Origin of the sequence: Niallia sp. FSL K6-0212 (assembly GCF_038007605.1) — a bacterium.
Classification (GTDB): Bacteria; Bacillota; Bacilli; order Bacillales; family Cytobacillaceae; genus Niallia; species Niallia circulans.
Genome location: NZ_JBBOXL010000001.1, coordinates 1041491 through 1057296 on the forward strand (window position 1 = coordinate 1041491; position 15806 = coordinate 1057296).

General features: G+C 36.6%; 12 protein-coding genes and 2 pseudogenes. 12 read left to right on the forward strand and 2 right to left on the reverse strand.

Annotated elements, in window-relative coordinates:
• Positions 1-246 precede the first annotated feature (246 nt).
• The 10 genes and pseudogenes from MHH96_RS04735 (at position 247) to MHH96_RS04780 (ending at position 13343) form a co-directional block, all read left to right on the forward strand.
• On the forward strand, positions 247-1254 hold the full coding sequence (locus MHH96_RS04735) for a LacI family DNA-binding transcriptional regulator (protein ID WP_047940891.1): 1008 nt from the start codon (positions 247-249) through the stop codon (positions 1252-1254).
• A gap of 20 nt (positions 1255-1274) precedes the next feature.
• Positions 1275-2693: pseudogene (locus MHH96_RS04740) on the forward strand (tagaturonate reductase); the annotation flags it as partial.
• A gap of 36 nt (positions 2694-2729) precedes the next feature.
• A pseudogene (locus tag MHH96_RS04745) lies at positions 2730-4208 on the forward strand (UxaA family hydrolase); the annotation flags it as partial.
• Positions 4209-4402: 194 nt separating this feature from the next.
• On the forward strand, positions 4403-5818 hold the full coding sequence (gene uxaC / locus MHH96_RS04750) for a glucuronate isomerase (protein WP_047940892.1): 1416 nt from the start codon (positions 4403-4405) through the stop codon (positions 5816-5818).
• Positions 5799-6536, forward strand: a complete 738-nt coding sequence (locus tag MHH96_RS04755) for an alpha/beta hydrolase (protein WP_047940893.1) — start codon at positions 5799-5801, stop codon at positions 6534-6536. The genes uxaC and MHH96_RS04755 overlap by 20 nt, the downstream gene beginning before the upstream one ends.
• A 37-nt stretch (positions 6537-6573) precedes the next feature.
• Entirely contained in the window at positions 6574-7257 is a 684-nt protein-coding gene (locus MHH96_RS04760) for a rhamnogalacturonan acetylesterase (protein ID WP_047940894.1), read from the forward strand.
• A 16-nt stretch (positions 7258-7273) separates the two neighbouring features.
• Positions 7274-8113 carry a sugar phosphate isomerase/epimerase family protein gene (locus tag MHH96_RS04765; protein ID WP_047940895.1) on the forward strand — a complete coding sequence of 280 codons (840 nt, stop codon included), beginning with the start codon at positions 7274-7276 and terminating at the stop codon, positions 8111-8113.
• A 23-nt stretch (positions 8114-8136) separates the two neighbouring features.
• Complete coding sequence (locus tag MHH96_RS04770; protein ID WP_082138245.1) at positions 8137-9906, forward strand: ABC transporter ATP-binding protein; 1770 nt, start codon at positions 8137-8139, stop codon at positions 9904-9906.
• A gap of 658 nt (positions 9907-10564) precedes the next feature.
• Positions 10565-12025 carry a sugar porter family MFS transporter gene (locus MHH96_RS04775; RefSeq protein ID WP_047940897.1) on the forward strand — a complete coding sequence of 487 codons (1461 nt, stop codon included), beginning with the start codon at positions 10565-10567 and terminating at the stop codon, positions 12023-12025.
• Between the two features lie 280 nt (positions 12026-12305).
• Positions 12306-13343, forward strand: a complete 1038-nt coding sequence (locus tag MHH96_RS04780; protein ID WP_047940898.1) for a PTS transporter subunit IIC — start codon at positions 12306-12308, stop codon at positions 13341-13343.
• Between the two features lie 62 nt (positions 13344-13405).
• Here the strand turns inward: MHH96_RS04780 and MHH96_RS04785 are convergent, their stop codons facing one another.
• Positions 13406-13693: a YxcD family protein gene (locus MHH96_RS04785; RefSeq protein ID WP_328283374.1), complete on the reverse strand. Its 288-nt coding sequence runs from the start codon at positions 13691-13693 to the stop codon at positions 13406-13408.
• Positions 13681-14124: a hypothetical protein gene (locus MHH96_RS04790; RefSeq protein ID WP_095258286.1), complete on the reverse strand. Its 444-nt coding sequence runs from the start codon at positions 14122-14124 to the stop codon at positions 13681-13683. The genes MHH96_RS04785 and MHH96_RS04790 overlap by 13 nt, the downstream gene beginning before the upstream one ends.
• 459 nt (positions 14125-14583) lie before the next feature.
• Here MHH96_RS04790 and MHH96_RS04795 point away from each other — a divergent pair, with 459 nt between their 5' ends.
• Together MHH96_RS04795 and MHH96_RS04800 are read left to right on the forward strand one after the other, a co-directional pair.
• Positions 14584-15342: a hypothetical protein gene (locus tag MHH96_RS04795; RefSeq protein ID WP_047940901.1), complete on the forward strand. Its 759-nt coding sequence runs from the start codon at positions 14584-14586 to the stop codon at positions 15340-15342.
• On the forward strand, positions 15339-15791 hold the full coding sequence (locus MHH96_RS04800; protein WP_047940902.1) for a hypothetical protein: 453 nt from the start codon (positions 15339-15341) through the stop codon (positions 15789-15791). Before MHH96_RS04795 ends, MHH96_RS04800 begins: the two co-directional genes overlap by 4 nt.
• Positions 15792-15806: the final 15 nt, after the last annotated feature.

Sequence of the window (15806 nt, forward strand, 5' to 3'; positions counted from 1 at the left end):
CCTCTTAACACACTTTTATTGTAAGCGTTATCAAATTATTCAACAATTTTTAATACGAAAAATAATCATTTTCTTATCTATTATGAAATGATTATTTTCTATAATTTGGATTAGAATATACATATAATAGCATATCTAGTCTATCTTTTGCGAGTGGATTTTTTCACGTGTGCAGCAAATGACCGATTGACAAACTGCCTGAAGAATTATAAAATGTGAACGTTAACATTATTATCAGGAGGAACTATGGTTACCATTAAGGATATCGCAAAGCTTGCAGGCGTTTCGCACACCACTGTGTCAAGAGCGCTGAATGATAGTCCCCTTATTAAACCTGCAACCAAAGACAAAATTAAAAAAATTGCAGCAGAATTACATTATGTACCAAACTTTAATGCTAAAAGTCTCGTAAACCAGAAATCTTACACAATTGGCGTTTTTTTCTCTAGTATCAGCCATGGAACAAGTTCAAGTTTTCTTGTAGATGTAATAAAAGGTGTTAATTCTGTGCTAGATGAAAACTACAGTATTGCAGTAAACGGTATTGATACATTAGTCCATTTTGACAAAATCATTTCCAAACGATTTGACGGGATTATCGTACTAAGCCAAAGTGACACAGACAATGCATTTATTTACTATATACAACAAACCGGCATACCTTTGGTTGTACTAAATCGCAGACTAGATGATCCTTCTATTCCAAATGTTTCGGCAAACGATCAACAAGGTGTAGAACAGGCTATCGATGAGGCGATTAGCCTTGGTCATAAGAATTTAGCGTACATTAATGGAAAAAGCTCTTTCCGTTCCTCAGCTGAAAGGAAACAAGGATTTGTCAATAGCTTATCGAAACATCGGCTTCCTGTACAGCCTGAATTTATGGTCAATGGGGATTATAGTATGGAAAGCGGCTTTGAAAAAATGAAGCAATTGCTAGATCTGCCGACTCCGCCTAGTCTTGTATTTTGCGCAAACGATGATATGGCAATCGGTGCATTAAAAGCTTGTTTTTCGAAAGAGAGGAAAGTGCCAAATGATATCTCAATCATTGGATTTGATGATATAGCTTTTGCGCAATACTCTACTCCAGCTCTAACCACTATTCATAAGCCTATTGATAAAATCAGCGAAATTGGCATGCAAATGCTCATTGCGTTAATGAATAACGGAACATTAGAAAAGACACAAATCTTAGTAGACACATTCTTAGTTAAAAGAGAATCGCTTAGTTTTCCAACAAAACAGTCATAACTGTTTTGCTTTATCATAAAATGTTAACGTGTGCAAAAGGAGGAACTATAGTGGAAAAGCTTTCAAAGCAATTAAAACCTAATTTGTCTTTTTTTCCAGAAAAAGTCATTCAATTTGGATCAGGAAATTTCATGAGAGGATTTCTTAATTGGCAACTACAACAAATGAATAACCAGTATTTATTCAACGGTAGTGCTGTGTTAGTGAAGCCGACCAAGCATGTTTCGAATCCAACCTTAGAAGAACAAGATTACCTTTATACTGTCGTGCTTGAGGGGTTCTATCAAGGTCAAATGGTTCAGACGAGTGAAATTATTACAACTGCTAATCGATTAATTAATCCTTATGAAGAATGGGAAACTTATTTACAATTGGCAGAACAAGAAGAATTGGCCTTTATTATTTCTAATACTACAGAAGCTGGAATACAATTTGATGAAAGGGATTGTTCTATCGATCAACCTTCAACTAGTTTTCCTGGAAAACTTACTGCCCTACTATTCAAGCGCTTTCAATTAAAAAAACCAGGATTTACGATTATTCCTTGTGAGTTAATCGATCGTAACGGTGATCAACTTAAAGAAATTGTCTTACAATATGCAAGTCTATGGAATTTAGAAGAGGAATTTATTAGCTGGATTCATGCTGAAAATATATTCTGCTGCAGCTTAGTAGATCGCATTGTTCCAGGTTATCCACGTGATACAGCAAATCTGCTTAATGAGGAACATGGCTATATTGATAACTTAATGGTTAAAGCAGAGCCTTATTTATTATGGGTCATTGAAGGTCCACAAGAATTAAAAGAATCATTTCCTCTCGAAAAGGCGGGATTGAATGTACTGGTAACCGATGATATGACACCATATCGAGAACGAAAGGTTCACTTATTAAATGGCCCGCATACAGCGATGGTCCCACTTGGATTACTTGCTGGTCTTGAAACTGTGGAAGATGTGATGAATGATGCAGATTTTGCTGTCTTTATTAATCAATTAATGCAGCAAGAAATTATGCCATTATTACCTCTCCCTTTAGATGACTTAAAGGCATATGCAAAATCTATAATCGAACGCTTTAAAAATCCCTTTATCCGCCATGAATTATCATCCATTGCTTTAAACAGTGTTTCTAAATATAAAGCACGCTTATTACCGCTGCTAATTAAATACCAAGAAAAACAGCAGCAATTGCCTCCATATATGACTGCTTCTCTTGCTGCTTTATTCCTAACCTACAGGGGAACACAATATAAACCAAAGGATAGCGATGAAGTCCTTGAGGCCTTTTCAAACGCTTGGGAAAATCCTGAAACTATCGCTTTTACTATTTTGAATGACAAAAATTTATGGGATACAGACTTAACCACTATTCCTAACCTTGCGGAAGAAGTAACTGCATATATCCATATCCTTAGAAAAGACGGTGCCCGAGCTGTTTTACAAAAGCTAAATAACGAAAAGCGGCCTCCTTCTCTATTAAAACTAAATGAGCGAGACAATGTCGCGGTTGCCCTAAGACCAATTAACGCAGCGGAAACAGTCTATCTTGATGGCATCTCGATCACAGCTAAAGCTGATATTCCCCAAGGCCATAAAATAGCCTTAACTGATATTCAAAAATCTAGCAATGTGATCAAATATGGCTATCCTATCGGACATACGCTGACGGAGATTACGCGGGGGGATTGGCTTCATACGCATAATGTAAAAACAAATTTAGATGGAGAACTTGAATATACGTATGAGCAAGATATCCACCAAGTAAAATACCCTAAAAAGGATCTTACCTTCCAAGGATACAGACGGGCAAATGGAAAAGTAGGAATTCGCAATGACTTATATATTGTACCGACCGTTGGCTGTGTAAACGGAACGGCAGAATATATGCTGAAAGAATTTGAAGCTCTCCATCCTGACTTAGGTACATTCGATAATATTACCATTTTAAAGCATCCCTACGGCTGCTCCCAATTAGGAGAAGACCATGAAAATACTCGCAGTATATTAATAGACGCTGTGAGCCACCCGAATGCTGGCGGAGTACTTGTTTTTGGATTAGGCTGTGAAAATAACGTTGTTGCTGAATTTAGAGAGTTACTAGGAGATTATGATGGAAAAAGAGTTAAATTCTTAGTTGCACAAGAGGTAGGCAACGAAATAGAAGCAGGCTTAGAACTATTAGAAGAGATATATGAAGCTGCTAAAAATGATCAGAGAGAACCTATTCCAATTGCCGAGCTAAATGTTGGCCTAAAATGTGGCGGTTCCGACGGTTTCTCTGGAATTACGGCTAATCCGCTATTAGGAGCTTTTTCGGACTTCTTAATTTCCCAAGGGGGCAGCACTATCCTAACAGAAGTCCCTGAAATGTTTGGTGCAGAACAAATGCTTATGGCTAGAGCAGAAAATGAAAAGGTTTTCGAAGATATCGTCCATTTAATCAATGATTTTAAACACTACTTTCATTCTTATGGGGAGCCTGTTTATGAAAATCCTTCCCCAGGAAATAAGGCTGGAGGGATTACCACTCTAGAAGATAAATCATTAGGCTGTACACAAAAGGCTGGAACAGCACCGGTTGTAGATGTACTGCAGTATGGAGAGAAAATCTCCAAAAAAGGGCTAAGCCTATTGCAAGCACCAGGCAATGATCTAGTAGCTTCTTCTGCGCTTGCCGCTGCTGATTGTCATTTAGTTTTATTTACAACAGGCCGAGGAACGCCTTTTGGCAGTTTTGTTCCAACCGTAAAAGTAGCAACCAATTCTACCATTTATGAACATAAAAGGCATTGGATGGACTTTAATGCCGGTCCTTTACTAGAACGACCAATGAATGAAGTATTAGAGGAATTTATTGAAAAAGTAATAGCGGTCGCAAGTGGAGAAAAAACACGTAATGAAGCAAATGGTGTTCGCGAAATCGCTATATTTAAAACAGGAGTTACTTTATAAAAGATAGGTCAATGAGGCTATGATAGAGAAGATTTATAGAAACATAGTGTTAACCTGTGGTGCATTCATTGAAAGTAGTAATGCTGACGCTCTCTCTGTTTCCTTTTGCAATCTATCGTTGAGCTTTTGGGCACTGAGACAATAAAAGCACTATTAAACACGAATTATAAAAAAATAACGAAAGAGGGATTCTAATGTTTCTAAATGACCAATTTCTATTAAAAAATGATATCGCTCAAAAACTATTTCACGACCATGCAAAGCAGATGCCTATCATCGACTATCATTGTCACTTAGATCCGAAAGAAATTTATGAGAATAAAAACTTTAAAAACCTTACAGAAGCCTGGTTAGCAGGTGATCACTATAAATGGCGATTAATGCGCGCAAACGGTATCCCAGAGACTCACATTACTGGCGATGCCTCTGATTATGACAAATTTTTAGCTTGGGCACGCACAGTACCTAAAACAATTGGTAATCCCTTATATACATGGACCCATTTAGAGCTAAAACGTTTCTTTGGCATTGATTTATTACTGAATGAGGAGAATGCCCCTCTTATTTGGGATTTAGCCAATGAGAAATTGGCTACCGCTGACTTTAAGCGTCGCAATATTATCATCAATTCAAATGTTAAAGTAGTTTGTACGACCGATGACCCGACTGATGATTTGCATTACCATGAACGCTTAAAGAACACAGAACGACATTTTCAAGTACTTCCCTCTTTCCGTCCCGATAAAGCATTAAATATTGACCAAGATGGATTTATCGAATGGGTAGAAAGGCTAAGTATACAATCACATATTACGATTAATTCCTATCAAGGATTAATAGAGGCACTTAAAGCACGTGTTGATTATTTCCATCAAATGGGCGGAAAATTATCGGATCATGCACTGGATATATTGACCTATGAAGAAGCAGATGAGAAAACACTGGAATTGATTTTTCAAAAAAGACTTAAAAATGAAGCATTATCCCCATATGAAATCAGTGCATATCGTACAGAAACCTTAACTCGCTTAATCGGTTTTTATCATGAGCATAATTGGACAATGCAGCTTCATATCCATGCATATCGCAATACGAATTCAGCAATGTTTAACCAATTAGGTCCTGATACTGGATATGATGGTGTGAACGATCTCCCTCTTACCATACCCTTGCAGCGTCTGTTAGACCGTGCAGAAAAAGAGGGGAAATTACCGAAAACAATTCTTTATTCCCTGAACCCAAATGACTTCTTTGTTTTAGCTACTTTAATGGGATCTTATCAAAAACACACACCTGGAAAGCTTCAGCTAGGTTCAGGATGGTGGTATAACGATACGAGAGCTGGGATGCGCCATCAATTAACCGTTCTTAGTGACACTGGTCTCCTTTCCACCTTTGTCGGGATGTTAACAGACTCACGAAGCTTTCTATCGTACACAAGACATGAATATTTCCGCCGAGTGCTCTGTGAATTTATCGGAGAAATTGTCGAACGAGGTGAAGCCCCAGAGGACGAGGACTTGCTTGGAAGCTTAGTTAAGGACATTAGCTACCATAATGCTAAACAATATTTCGGATTTGAGCATTCTTATGTCGAAAATCATCAATGATAACTATAACCACAGTTCAGAAGAAAATCAGCATATGACATTACACCTTTCCCTTTTAGATAATAAAAAAAGACCCTTCATTCTCGTTTGTCCAGGTGGAGGGTACCACCATTTATCTGAAAAAGAGGCACAGCCAATTGTAAAATGGCTTCATTCGATTGGTTATCATGCTGGAATTCTCTATTATCCTGTTGGAACAATCAATCATACAAGCATTATAAAGGAACTAGAAGAAGTATTTAGTCAACTACGAAATAATGCCAAGGATTGGAATTTATTAGAAAATAAAATAGGTGTGCTTGGCTTTTCTGCTGGTGGACATCTAGCAAGTCTTGCTTGTACCAAAATAAACAATCGTGCTAATGCGCTAGTATTATGCTATCCAGTTGTTACCTTCACGGAACCTTATGGGCATTCTGGAAGCCGAGAGCATTTTTTGGGGGAAAATCCGCCTAACCATTTAGTTGAGGCTTATTCGATTGAACATTTGGTCGACGAACATATGCCGCCCACCTTTATGTGGCACACTGCTGATGATCAATCAGTCCCTATTCAAAATACCATCATGTTAGCCGAAAGTTTAGCCAAATTTAACATTCCTTTTGAATATCATATTTTTCCTTCTGGGAAACATGGGCTGGCATTAGCAGAGGAATCTCCCTATGTCCATCGCTGGTTGAGTTTAGCAGAAGCTTGGTTAAAAACTACTTTGTCATGATAATCATTTCATTAAAGTGAATATTGGAGGGGGAATTATGTCAGACAAGATAACTATATTTCTAGCAGGTGATTCTACCGCCGCAGAAAAAACACCAGATAAGCGTCCAGAAACGGGTTGGGGAGAAAAACTTTCCTCCTTTTTCACAGACCAAATTATTATTGATAATAGAGCTGTAAATGGAAGAAGTACCAAATCTTTTATAAACGAAGGACGACTAACTGCCATTGAACAGGCAATTCGTCCTGGAGATTATCTCTTTATTCAATTTGGACATAACGACCAAAAAGATGACCAAGCTCGCGGAACAGATCCATACGGAGACTATCAAACAAACTTGCATACATTTATTCGTACCGCCAATAAGCATAACGCACACCCAGTATTACTTACTTCCGTTTCTCGAAGGCATTTTAGAAATCAGCTTATTGATCATATGTCTCTTGGTGAATACCCACAAGCTATGAGGGAACTCGCCAAGACTTACAATGTAACACTTCTAGATATTCATAAAAAATCAATAGACTTGTTTCAATCCCTTGGCCCAGACTTATCCAGGAACCTTTTTCTCCACCTTGAGGCCCATGAATCCAGCAATTATCCAAATGGAGTAAAAGATGATACTCATTTCAATGACCAGGGAGCCGATACAATTGCCAAGCTGATATGTAATGCAATAAAAGGAAGTGATCTACCTTTAAAAAAGTTTTTTAAAAATTAATTCAGGAGGGAATCCAATGTTAACACTTAATCTTGGTATTCGTGCTCATGATTTAGGCCAACTAAGCCTCGAGGAATTATGTAAGCAGTTAAGAGACTATCAATTTACCAATATTCAATTTGCGATAAAAAAGTCTTTTCCAGATTATGTCCCCTCCTTTCAAAGTCTATCACCAGGAATAGCCAGTTTTTTTGGCGATTACTTTGCTAATAACGGGATAAAAATTAGCACATTAGGCTGCTATGTTAATATTTCGAGTCGAAATCTTGCTGTGCGCCATAAGGCATTAAATGATTTTAAAACCCATATACAGCTTGCTCGAGATTTTCGTGCCAGCCTCGTTGGTACAGAAACTGGCAGTGTAAGCGAAGGTTTTACTCCTGAAAATTTCACAGAAGAAGCTTATCAAATCGCTAGGAGCTCTGTGCTGGAACTAGTAGAATATGCTGAATACTTTGGAATAACGGTGGGAATCGAAGCTGGGCTTAACCACCCTCTCTATTCTGCTCCATTAGCAAAACGTCTCATAGACGAGGTACAGTCTCCTCATTTAAAAATCATTCTAGATATTGCGAATCTAATAAACCTCCATAATGTCTCAGAAAGAGAATTTATTCTAAATGAAGCATTAGACTTGTTACATGATCATATTGCTATGATTCATCTTAAAGACTTTACAGTGAATAAAGGAAAAATAGAGATCGCCCCTGTTGGTAAGGGAATGCTAAACTTTGAACCAATTCTCACTTATCTAAAATACGATAGACCTTTTCTTCATGCTACTTTAGAAGAAACACAAGGAAACGCAATTGGGCCAGCCATCACCCATATAAGAGAGATGTATCACCGTTTATAAGGCGTTTTTAAGGAGTGAATACCTTGGATACATTAGAGGAAATTGTTCAGCAAAGCTATGACACCCACCAAAAGAACTCTTTCAAAGTACTAATCCATCTCTACAAAGGACATTATATAAAACTATTGCTATCTGCTGTTTTTTATACGATTAAACATATTCCAGCATGGGTAATGCCGATTGCAATAGCCAATGTAATAAATGCCGCTACCTTAAAAGATGGTGGCGGCATTCGTACCATTTATATAAATGCCATCATTATGGTGATTCTGGTATTACAAAATATCCTCACTAATTATTATCATACGAAATATAATAGTATAGCTATTCGCAGCGTGGAATCTGGACTACGCGCTTCTCTTATCAAAAAATTGCAGGAATTATCCATTCCCTTTCATAAAGAAATGCAGTCTGGACGTCTCCAATCAAAAATCATGCGAGATGTAGAAGCTGTTCAAACTCTTTCTTCCCAAGTATTCGTCTCGAGCTTAAACATACTTGTGAATTTAATTGTTGCACTAGGAATAACTTTATATAATAGTCCAACTGTTTTTTTATTTTTTATTCTAACTGTTCCTATTTCTGCCATTATCATTGTAGCCTTTCGAAAAAAAATTAGGCACTCGAATTCAGAATTCCGAAGAGAAATGGAAGAAACATCAGCACGAGTCATTGAAATGATTGAATTAGTTCCCATTGCTCGAGCACATGCTTTAGAGAAGCAAGAAGTCTCTCGTTTAAATAATCGTTTCCAGCAAATTTTGTCAAAAGGATTTCATTTAGATATGATTCAATCCTTATTTGGAGCTGTAAGTTGGGCTAGCTTTCAACTCTTTCAAATTATTTGTTTAGTATTTACCGGTATTCTGGCATTAAAAGGAACCATTACTCCTGGTGAAGTCGTCATGTATCAAACATACTTTACAACAGTAGTTAACTCTGTTTCTAGTATGATTACTTTAATTCCAACTATTGCAAAAGGAATGGAATCTGTTGAATCTATTGGGGAAGTTCTTACAGCAGGTGAAGTGGAGAAACATGAAAATAAAAAAAGACTAAAGGAAGTAAAAGGGCATTTTGTTATCCAAAACGTCGCATACCGCTATACAAATGAAAAGAGGGACATTCTCCATAGTTTAAACTTAGAAATAAAACAAGGAGAAACAATTGCCTTTGTGGGAGAATCTGGCTCTGGAAAGTCCACCATTCTTCATTTATTAATTGGCTATATCCAACCGACAAAAGGAAAGATCCTATTAGATGGGCACGATATGGCCTTTCTTGATTTGCGCTCATATCGAAATCATTTGGCAGTTGTACCTCAATCAACTATTCTCTTCTCTGGAACGATTAGAGAAAATGTTACTTACGGAATGCCTAGCGTCTCAGAAGAACGCCTAAAGGAAGTTCTTAAAGCTGCAAATCTTTGGGAAGTCATTCAGAAATTGCCCGATGGTTTAGATACAAAAATAGGGGAACACGGAGATAAACTGTCTGGTGGGCAAAGACAAAGGGTCTCCATTGCCAGGGCACTTATCCGGAATCCAAAGGTAATTATTCTAGATGAAGCTACCTCTGCCCTTGATAGCAATTCCGAAACAAAAATTCAAGAAGCATTATCTATTTTATGCAAAAATAGAACCACCTTCATCGTAGCCCATCGATTATCCACCATAAAAAAGGCCGATAAAATTGCTGTGATTGAAAATGGTAGCTGCAGTGAATTTGGTACATATGACGAGTTAATGGATAAAAAAGGTAAGTTCTTCCGATTAAAACAACTACAAAGCTAGTAGAAAGCAGATGATCCCCTATCTAAAAGGGGATCCTGCTTGCTTTGGCTGATTTCCTATCCGCTTTGGCTGATTCTCTCCCCACTTTGGCTGATTCCCTCCCCGCTTTGGCTGATTCCCTCCCCACTTTGGCTGATTTCCCTTCTAATTTGTTAAGATATCACCTCCCCTTTCACTAATTTCTAACTCATCTATTCCTATCTATTATTCTTCTGATGAAAATCCACTCCATTTTTACTTCTTTCTTATAAAAAAGGCTTAAAATAAATGCCTTCCCTAAAAAGAGCGGTCTTCACACATTATTATTATTCTTTTATTTGAGCATAGGCTCTAAATAAAATTGCAAGATAATAATTCTAGTGAAAAAAATTTCCCTTGTATATAAAGATGTTTTCAAAAATTTTTATCGGGGTAATGTATTGGTACGTCTATCCCTTACATAGCAAAAACAATATACGATTAAAAAAGATAATAATGAAATATATCCCACTTATTATTCAAGTAAAGTAATTGCCTTTCGCAGTCTAAGAATCTTATTTAAAAGGGATAGAACGACAGGTTAGCAAAGGAGATGAACTTCGATTTACATTTCAAATATAACGATAATAATGGACACTAGAAAAAAGCATTATTATAAGAGGAGGAGAAAGTAAATATTATGAGTGACCAATTAAACCCTGACAGTAGGAACACCAACACGAATAAAAAAAATAATTTAAAAATCATTGCCATTATCTCTACATTTGGTGGTCTTCTTTTTGGATTTGATACTGGTGTAATAAATGGGGCTTTACCCTATATGGCTCGTCCAGATCAGCTAAACCTCAATGCAGTTACTGAAGGTCTTGTTACTAGCTCGCTCTTATTTGGAGCAGCATTCGGAGCAATGTTCAGTGGGAAACTCGCAGATAGCTATGGACGAAGAAAAGTCATTTTATATTTAGCTGCAGTTTTTCTTATTACAACATTAGGATGTACTTTCGCACCGAATTTCCCCATCATGGTTACTTTCCGCTTCTTACTCGGTATCGCTGTTGGAGGAGCATCAGTAGCTGTCCCTACCTTCTTGGCAGAAATGTCTCCTGCTGAACGACGTGGTCAAATGGTAACCCAAAATGAATTAATGATCGTAAGCGGTCAATTACTTGCCTATATTACAAATGCTATTATTGGAAATACAATGGATGGTGCAGGAAACGCTTGGAGATACATGCTTGTCATTGCAACCTTACCTGCTATTGTCTTATGGATAGGAATGCTTGTTGTACCTGAAAGCCCTAGATGGTATGCATCAAAGGGCAGGTTCAAAGATGCTTTTCGTGTATTATTGCATATTAGAAAAGAAAAACGAGCAAAAGCAGAGCTACAGCAAATTAAAAAAGCAGTGGAAACAGAAGCACATGTGGAACAAGTTAGCTTTAAAGATTTGGCTGTACCTTGGATTAGAAGAATTGTCTTTCTTGGTATTGGGATTGCCATCGTTCAACAAATCACAGGGGTAAATACCATCATGTTTTATGGAACACAAATACTAGAAAGCACTGGATTCTCTACCGAGGTCGCTCTCATTGCCAATATCGCCAATGGAGTAATTTCTGTATTAGCTACCTTCCTGGGAATTTGGCTGCTGGGACGTGTAGGAAGAAAACCAATGTTAATTATCGGACTAATCGGTACTACAACAACTTTACTATTAATTGGGATTTTCTCCTTCACTTTAAACGGAACAACTATTCTACCCTTTGCTGTACTTAGTATGACGGTTACTTTCTTAGCATTTCAACAAGGGGCTATCTCACCAGTAACCTGGCTTATGTTAGCAGAAATATTCCCTTTAAAACTTCGAGGGTTAGGGATGGGTGTTTCTGTATTTTGCTTATGGATAACAAACTTTCTTATTGGTTTAATTTTCCCAATTCTTCTCGATAAGATTGGCTTATCTAATTCCTTCTTCCTTTTCGCCGTACTTGGAGTATTTGCCATAACATTTGTTAGCAAATTCTTACCAGAAACAAAAGGAAAAACATTGGAACAGCTCGAACAGTATTTCCGAAACTTTGATAAGGATTCCCGAGGTGTTCAGAAAACCAATATTGGAGAAAAACAATTCCATTCTTAATAAAAACAAATTGAAATATATAATCAGTTCATAAAGAGTTCCCCTTAGAAAAGGAGGAGCTCTTTCTTATTTTTACATTTTGCATTTTTTCAAACCATTTATTTTACATTTGTATAAAAAATCAGTTCATTTCATTGCATTTTATATAGTGGATTTAAAAACATTAATCATTTTATTACTTTTATACTTTTTCGCGTTGAAGCATTAAAAATAATCATTGACGATTATCTAGTTATTACATATAATAAACTCCAAATTCAAGGAGAATGGGGAGTTTAAGGTGAAAGAGTTTTTCAGTAAATTATTAAATGGTATGAGTATCGGAATTGTTGTCTCGTTAATCCCAAATGCATTGCTTGGTGAAATCTTAAAGCTCTTTATTCCTTTCTTTCCTCCGCTTCAGCACGTATTAGATATTACTGCATTTATTATGAGTTTATTGCCCGTGCTAATTGGTGTAATGGTAGGAATATCCTTTAAGCTATCCTCTATACAGACGGCTAGTATTGGTATTGCTGCAATGGTTGGTAGTGGTGTTGTTCAAAAAACAGCGGAAGGGTTATTTACGTTAAATGGTATAGGGGTTGTTTTGAACACAGGTATAACCGCAGCGCTTGCGGTATTATTTGTCCGTTTTATCGGTGACCGCTTGAAGGCCTATTCTATTCTTCTATTACCAACATTATGTATATTAATCCCCGGAATGGCTGGGTACTTATTATTACCATATATGAAATCTACTACTGGATTAATTGGCATCGCAATCGAAAATGTTACAAACTTACAGCCAATTCTCATGGGTATCATTATCGCTGTCTTGTTCTGTTTAATTATTCTTTCTCCTATCTCAACAGTAGGTGTAGCAACCGTTATATCTCTGTCAGGAGTTGGCTCTGGAGCAGCAAACCTTGGCATTGTGGCAGCAGGTATTGGATTGGCTATTGCAAGCTATAAAGCAAACTCTTTAGGTACTGCATTAGCACATGTTTTGGGATCCCCTAAAATACAAATGGGTAATTTCTTTATGAAACCGAAGATTGTTATTCCAATGATTATTACAGCTGCTGTGTTGGGCGGATTGGCTGGCTATTTAAATATACAGGGAACTCCTTATAGTGCTGGTTTTGGATTATCGGGATTAGTCGGGCCCATGAATTTTATGCGCTTAGCCGATGGTGGTTGGACTAGTAAAAACATTACGATTATGGTTTCTACCTTTTTAATTATTCCATTTCTTTTAAATGTATTCCTACTGTATATTTTTTCAAAAAAATTAAAAATGATTAAATCAGACGATTATAAGTTGAACTTTGATTAAATTTTAGTCAGAAAAATAGAGGATACCAGTCTATAAAGCCTGATATCCTCTACTATTTTTCTCTACTTTGCGATTGCGATAATGCCCTCTTCATCATCTAACACTAATTTCAACCCCATATATGGGTCCATATTTAAATATTCATCTAACCACAATCTGAGTGCTTCAATCATATTTTGAGTGATAAGGACTTGTTTTCGATCATGTACATATACTTCTGCTGAAAAGCCATAATCATCATCATACATTAGCTCTACTTCTACTTCCTCTGGTCGCACTTGTTTTTTTCGTGCTACATAGACGCAGATTGCATTGATAATATCTTGTTCTGGAATGATTAATTTCTCCAATTATTTGCTTCCTCTCTTTTTTTGTTTCGATAGAAAGTAAATATTCTTTTAATTAAATTGAATACTAATACAATCGCAAGGATATTAATGAAAAGCCCTAATATAGACCCAAATGCTCCCATATTAGCAAAAAGGCTGCCAAACAACAGACCGGCAAGTCCTCCAACCATTAACCCTCTCATTAGACCTCCACCTGAGAAGAAGCCACCAGATTTTTTCGCTGTCGTTGATTGATTAGATTTTGACGTATCGTTTGTATTATTTTTCTTTTGGAAAAAAGAATTTGTATTACTATTATTGTTGTTATTGAAGCTTCGTTTCCCAGATTTATAAGACTTTGCTTCTACCGTTGTTACAGAGTCTTGAAATACTATACTTACTGGTGATAAAACTAAACCTAACGTGAGAATTGCTGACAAAATTTTCTTCATATTTTTCTATTCCTCCTAAAAATTTGTTTTGAAATTGACATACTAATTTATAGACTTTATCATTCTCCTTGCTTCCTTAGTATTTGCAAGAAAAATAAAAAGCCTTTCCATTAATTTGGTAAAGGCTTCTAATTTCTATCTATTTATCCCTTTACCAAGAACGGCAAAGGTCTCGCAAACAACATCTCGTTGCCAGTTAAGCCGGCGATTTAATCGCGTATTGACGACGTAACTGTAAGCTACTCCCCTTTGGAGTATGCAATTTTTAAGTATATATACATTTTAATATAAACAACTTGTCTAGTCAACTTATATGGTGTAAGCCTCTTCACCTATGTTTCCTGAGATTCCGCTAACTACTAAAAATTACACCTCCTATTTTTTGTAAATCAATGTATAGGATTAACTTATTTTCACACCCTATATATATAATTCCAAAATTAGTAAGTAGGTATGTAAATGAGCGCAACACTAACCTTTCCAAAAGCAAAATATAGCACAGCAGGTATCACCTATTTAATGTATCAAAAACCAAGTACTGTTGCTTGGTGGTCTGCTGTTTTCCCTGGATTTGGTCATTATCTTCTTAATCAGTATGCCCGTGCAACATTGCTGACTGTTTTAGAAGTAATTATTAATACTGGTGCCAATATTAATGAAGCAATGGTTTATTCTTTTTGTGGAGAAATAGAATTAGCAAGATCCGTTATTCATTTAGATTGGATGATTGGATATATTGTGATCTATTTAATAACAATAGGCGATAGTTACCGCTCTGCCGTACAATTAAATAAGTATATTGAATTATCCACACCTGATTTAGCCAGCTTGGAGATATTCCCATTTGAAATACAATATTTGCAAAATAAGAGCCCTCTTTTAGGGGTCTTCTACTCACTTTTCTTTCCTGGATTGGGCCAACTGTACAATCACCGGATATTTTTAGGTTTTTATGCAATATTTTGGTGGTGGGTATATATTTTATTATCACATGCACATAAAGCTATAATCCTGACCATTACTGGCGATTTTGCTTCTTCTACTGCTATATTACACCCACATTGGTTACTTTTTATGCCTTCCATCTTAGGTGGAGCCGTTTATCATTCCTATATAACATGTATACAACATAATATTCTTGCAAAAGAATCACAGCAAAAACGTTTAACAGACAGATATGTCGGTTCCAAATTTAGCATAAGAGGTGTAAAGGGATGATTATTGTCGGAACATTCCAGCCATCTATTGAAATTGAACGTGCACTTTTTGAAATGGAAGCACTAGGTGTTCCGCCAGAAGAAATGATGGTCCTATATATGAATGAGATTCCTCCTATCAGCAGGAAAAAAAAGGCTTCTGCCGATATTCATGTTTCATCTTTTGAAATTGGCGTTGCCTTTGCTACTGGTATGGCTGTGATAGGTGCCAGTATTGGTTTTAAATTAATTCTAGGACCTATCTTTAGCGGTCTTCTCGCTGCTATTATCGGTTTTTTTTGTGGTTATTGCCTGTACTATCTTTTTCATCGGAAGAAAAAAGACAAACTGTCTCAAGGCTTGCCTGAAATCATTGTGCTTATTCAAAGCACAAAAGAAGTTGCCCCATTAATTAAGGAGATTTTATGGAAACATAAAGCACTAAGCGTTGGAATGAGAAAAAGATTGTAAAAGAAACGAATAATA

Bases quoted from the DNA above. Each gene is read 5' to 3' on its own strand.
- MHH96_RS04755 (WP_047940893.1), top strand. From the start codon at position 5,799: ATGTCGAAAATCATCAATGATAACTATAACCACAGTTCAGAAGAAAAT.
- MHH96_RS04735 (WP_047940891.1), top strand. From the start codon at position 247: ATGGTTACCATTAAGGATATCGCAAAGCTTGCAGGCGTTTCGCACACC.
- uxaC (WP_047940892.1), top strand. From the start codon at position 4,403: ATGTTTCTAAATGACCAATTTCTATTAAAAAATGATATCGCTCAAAAA.
- MHH96_RS04775 (WP_047940897.1), top strand. From the start codon at position 10,565: ATGAGTGACCAATTAAACCCTGACAGTAGGAACACCAACACGAATAAA.
- MHH96_RS04765 (WP_047940895.1), top strand. From the start codon at position 7,274: ATGTTAACACTTAATCTTGGTATTCGTGCTCATGATTTAGGCCAACTA.
- MHH96_RS04800 (WP_047940902.1), top strand. From the start codon at position 15,339: ATGATTATTGTCGGAACATTCCAGCCATCTATTGAAATTGAACGTGCA.
- MHH96_RS04790 (WP_095258286.1), bottom strand. From the start codon at position 14,124: ATGAAGAAAATTTTGTCAGCAATTCTCACGTTAGGTTTAGTTTTATCA.
- MHH96_RS04795 (WP_047940901.1), top strand. From the start codon at position 14,584: ATGAGCGCAACACTAACCTTTCCAAAAGCAAAATATAGCACAGCAGGT.
- MHH96_RS04760 (WP_047940894.1), top strand. From the start codon at position 6,574: ATGTCAGACAAGATAACTATATTTCTAGCAGGTGATTCTACCGCCGCA.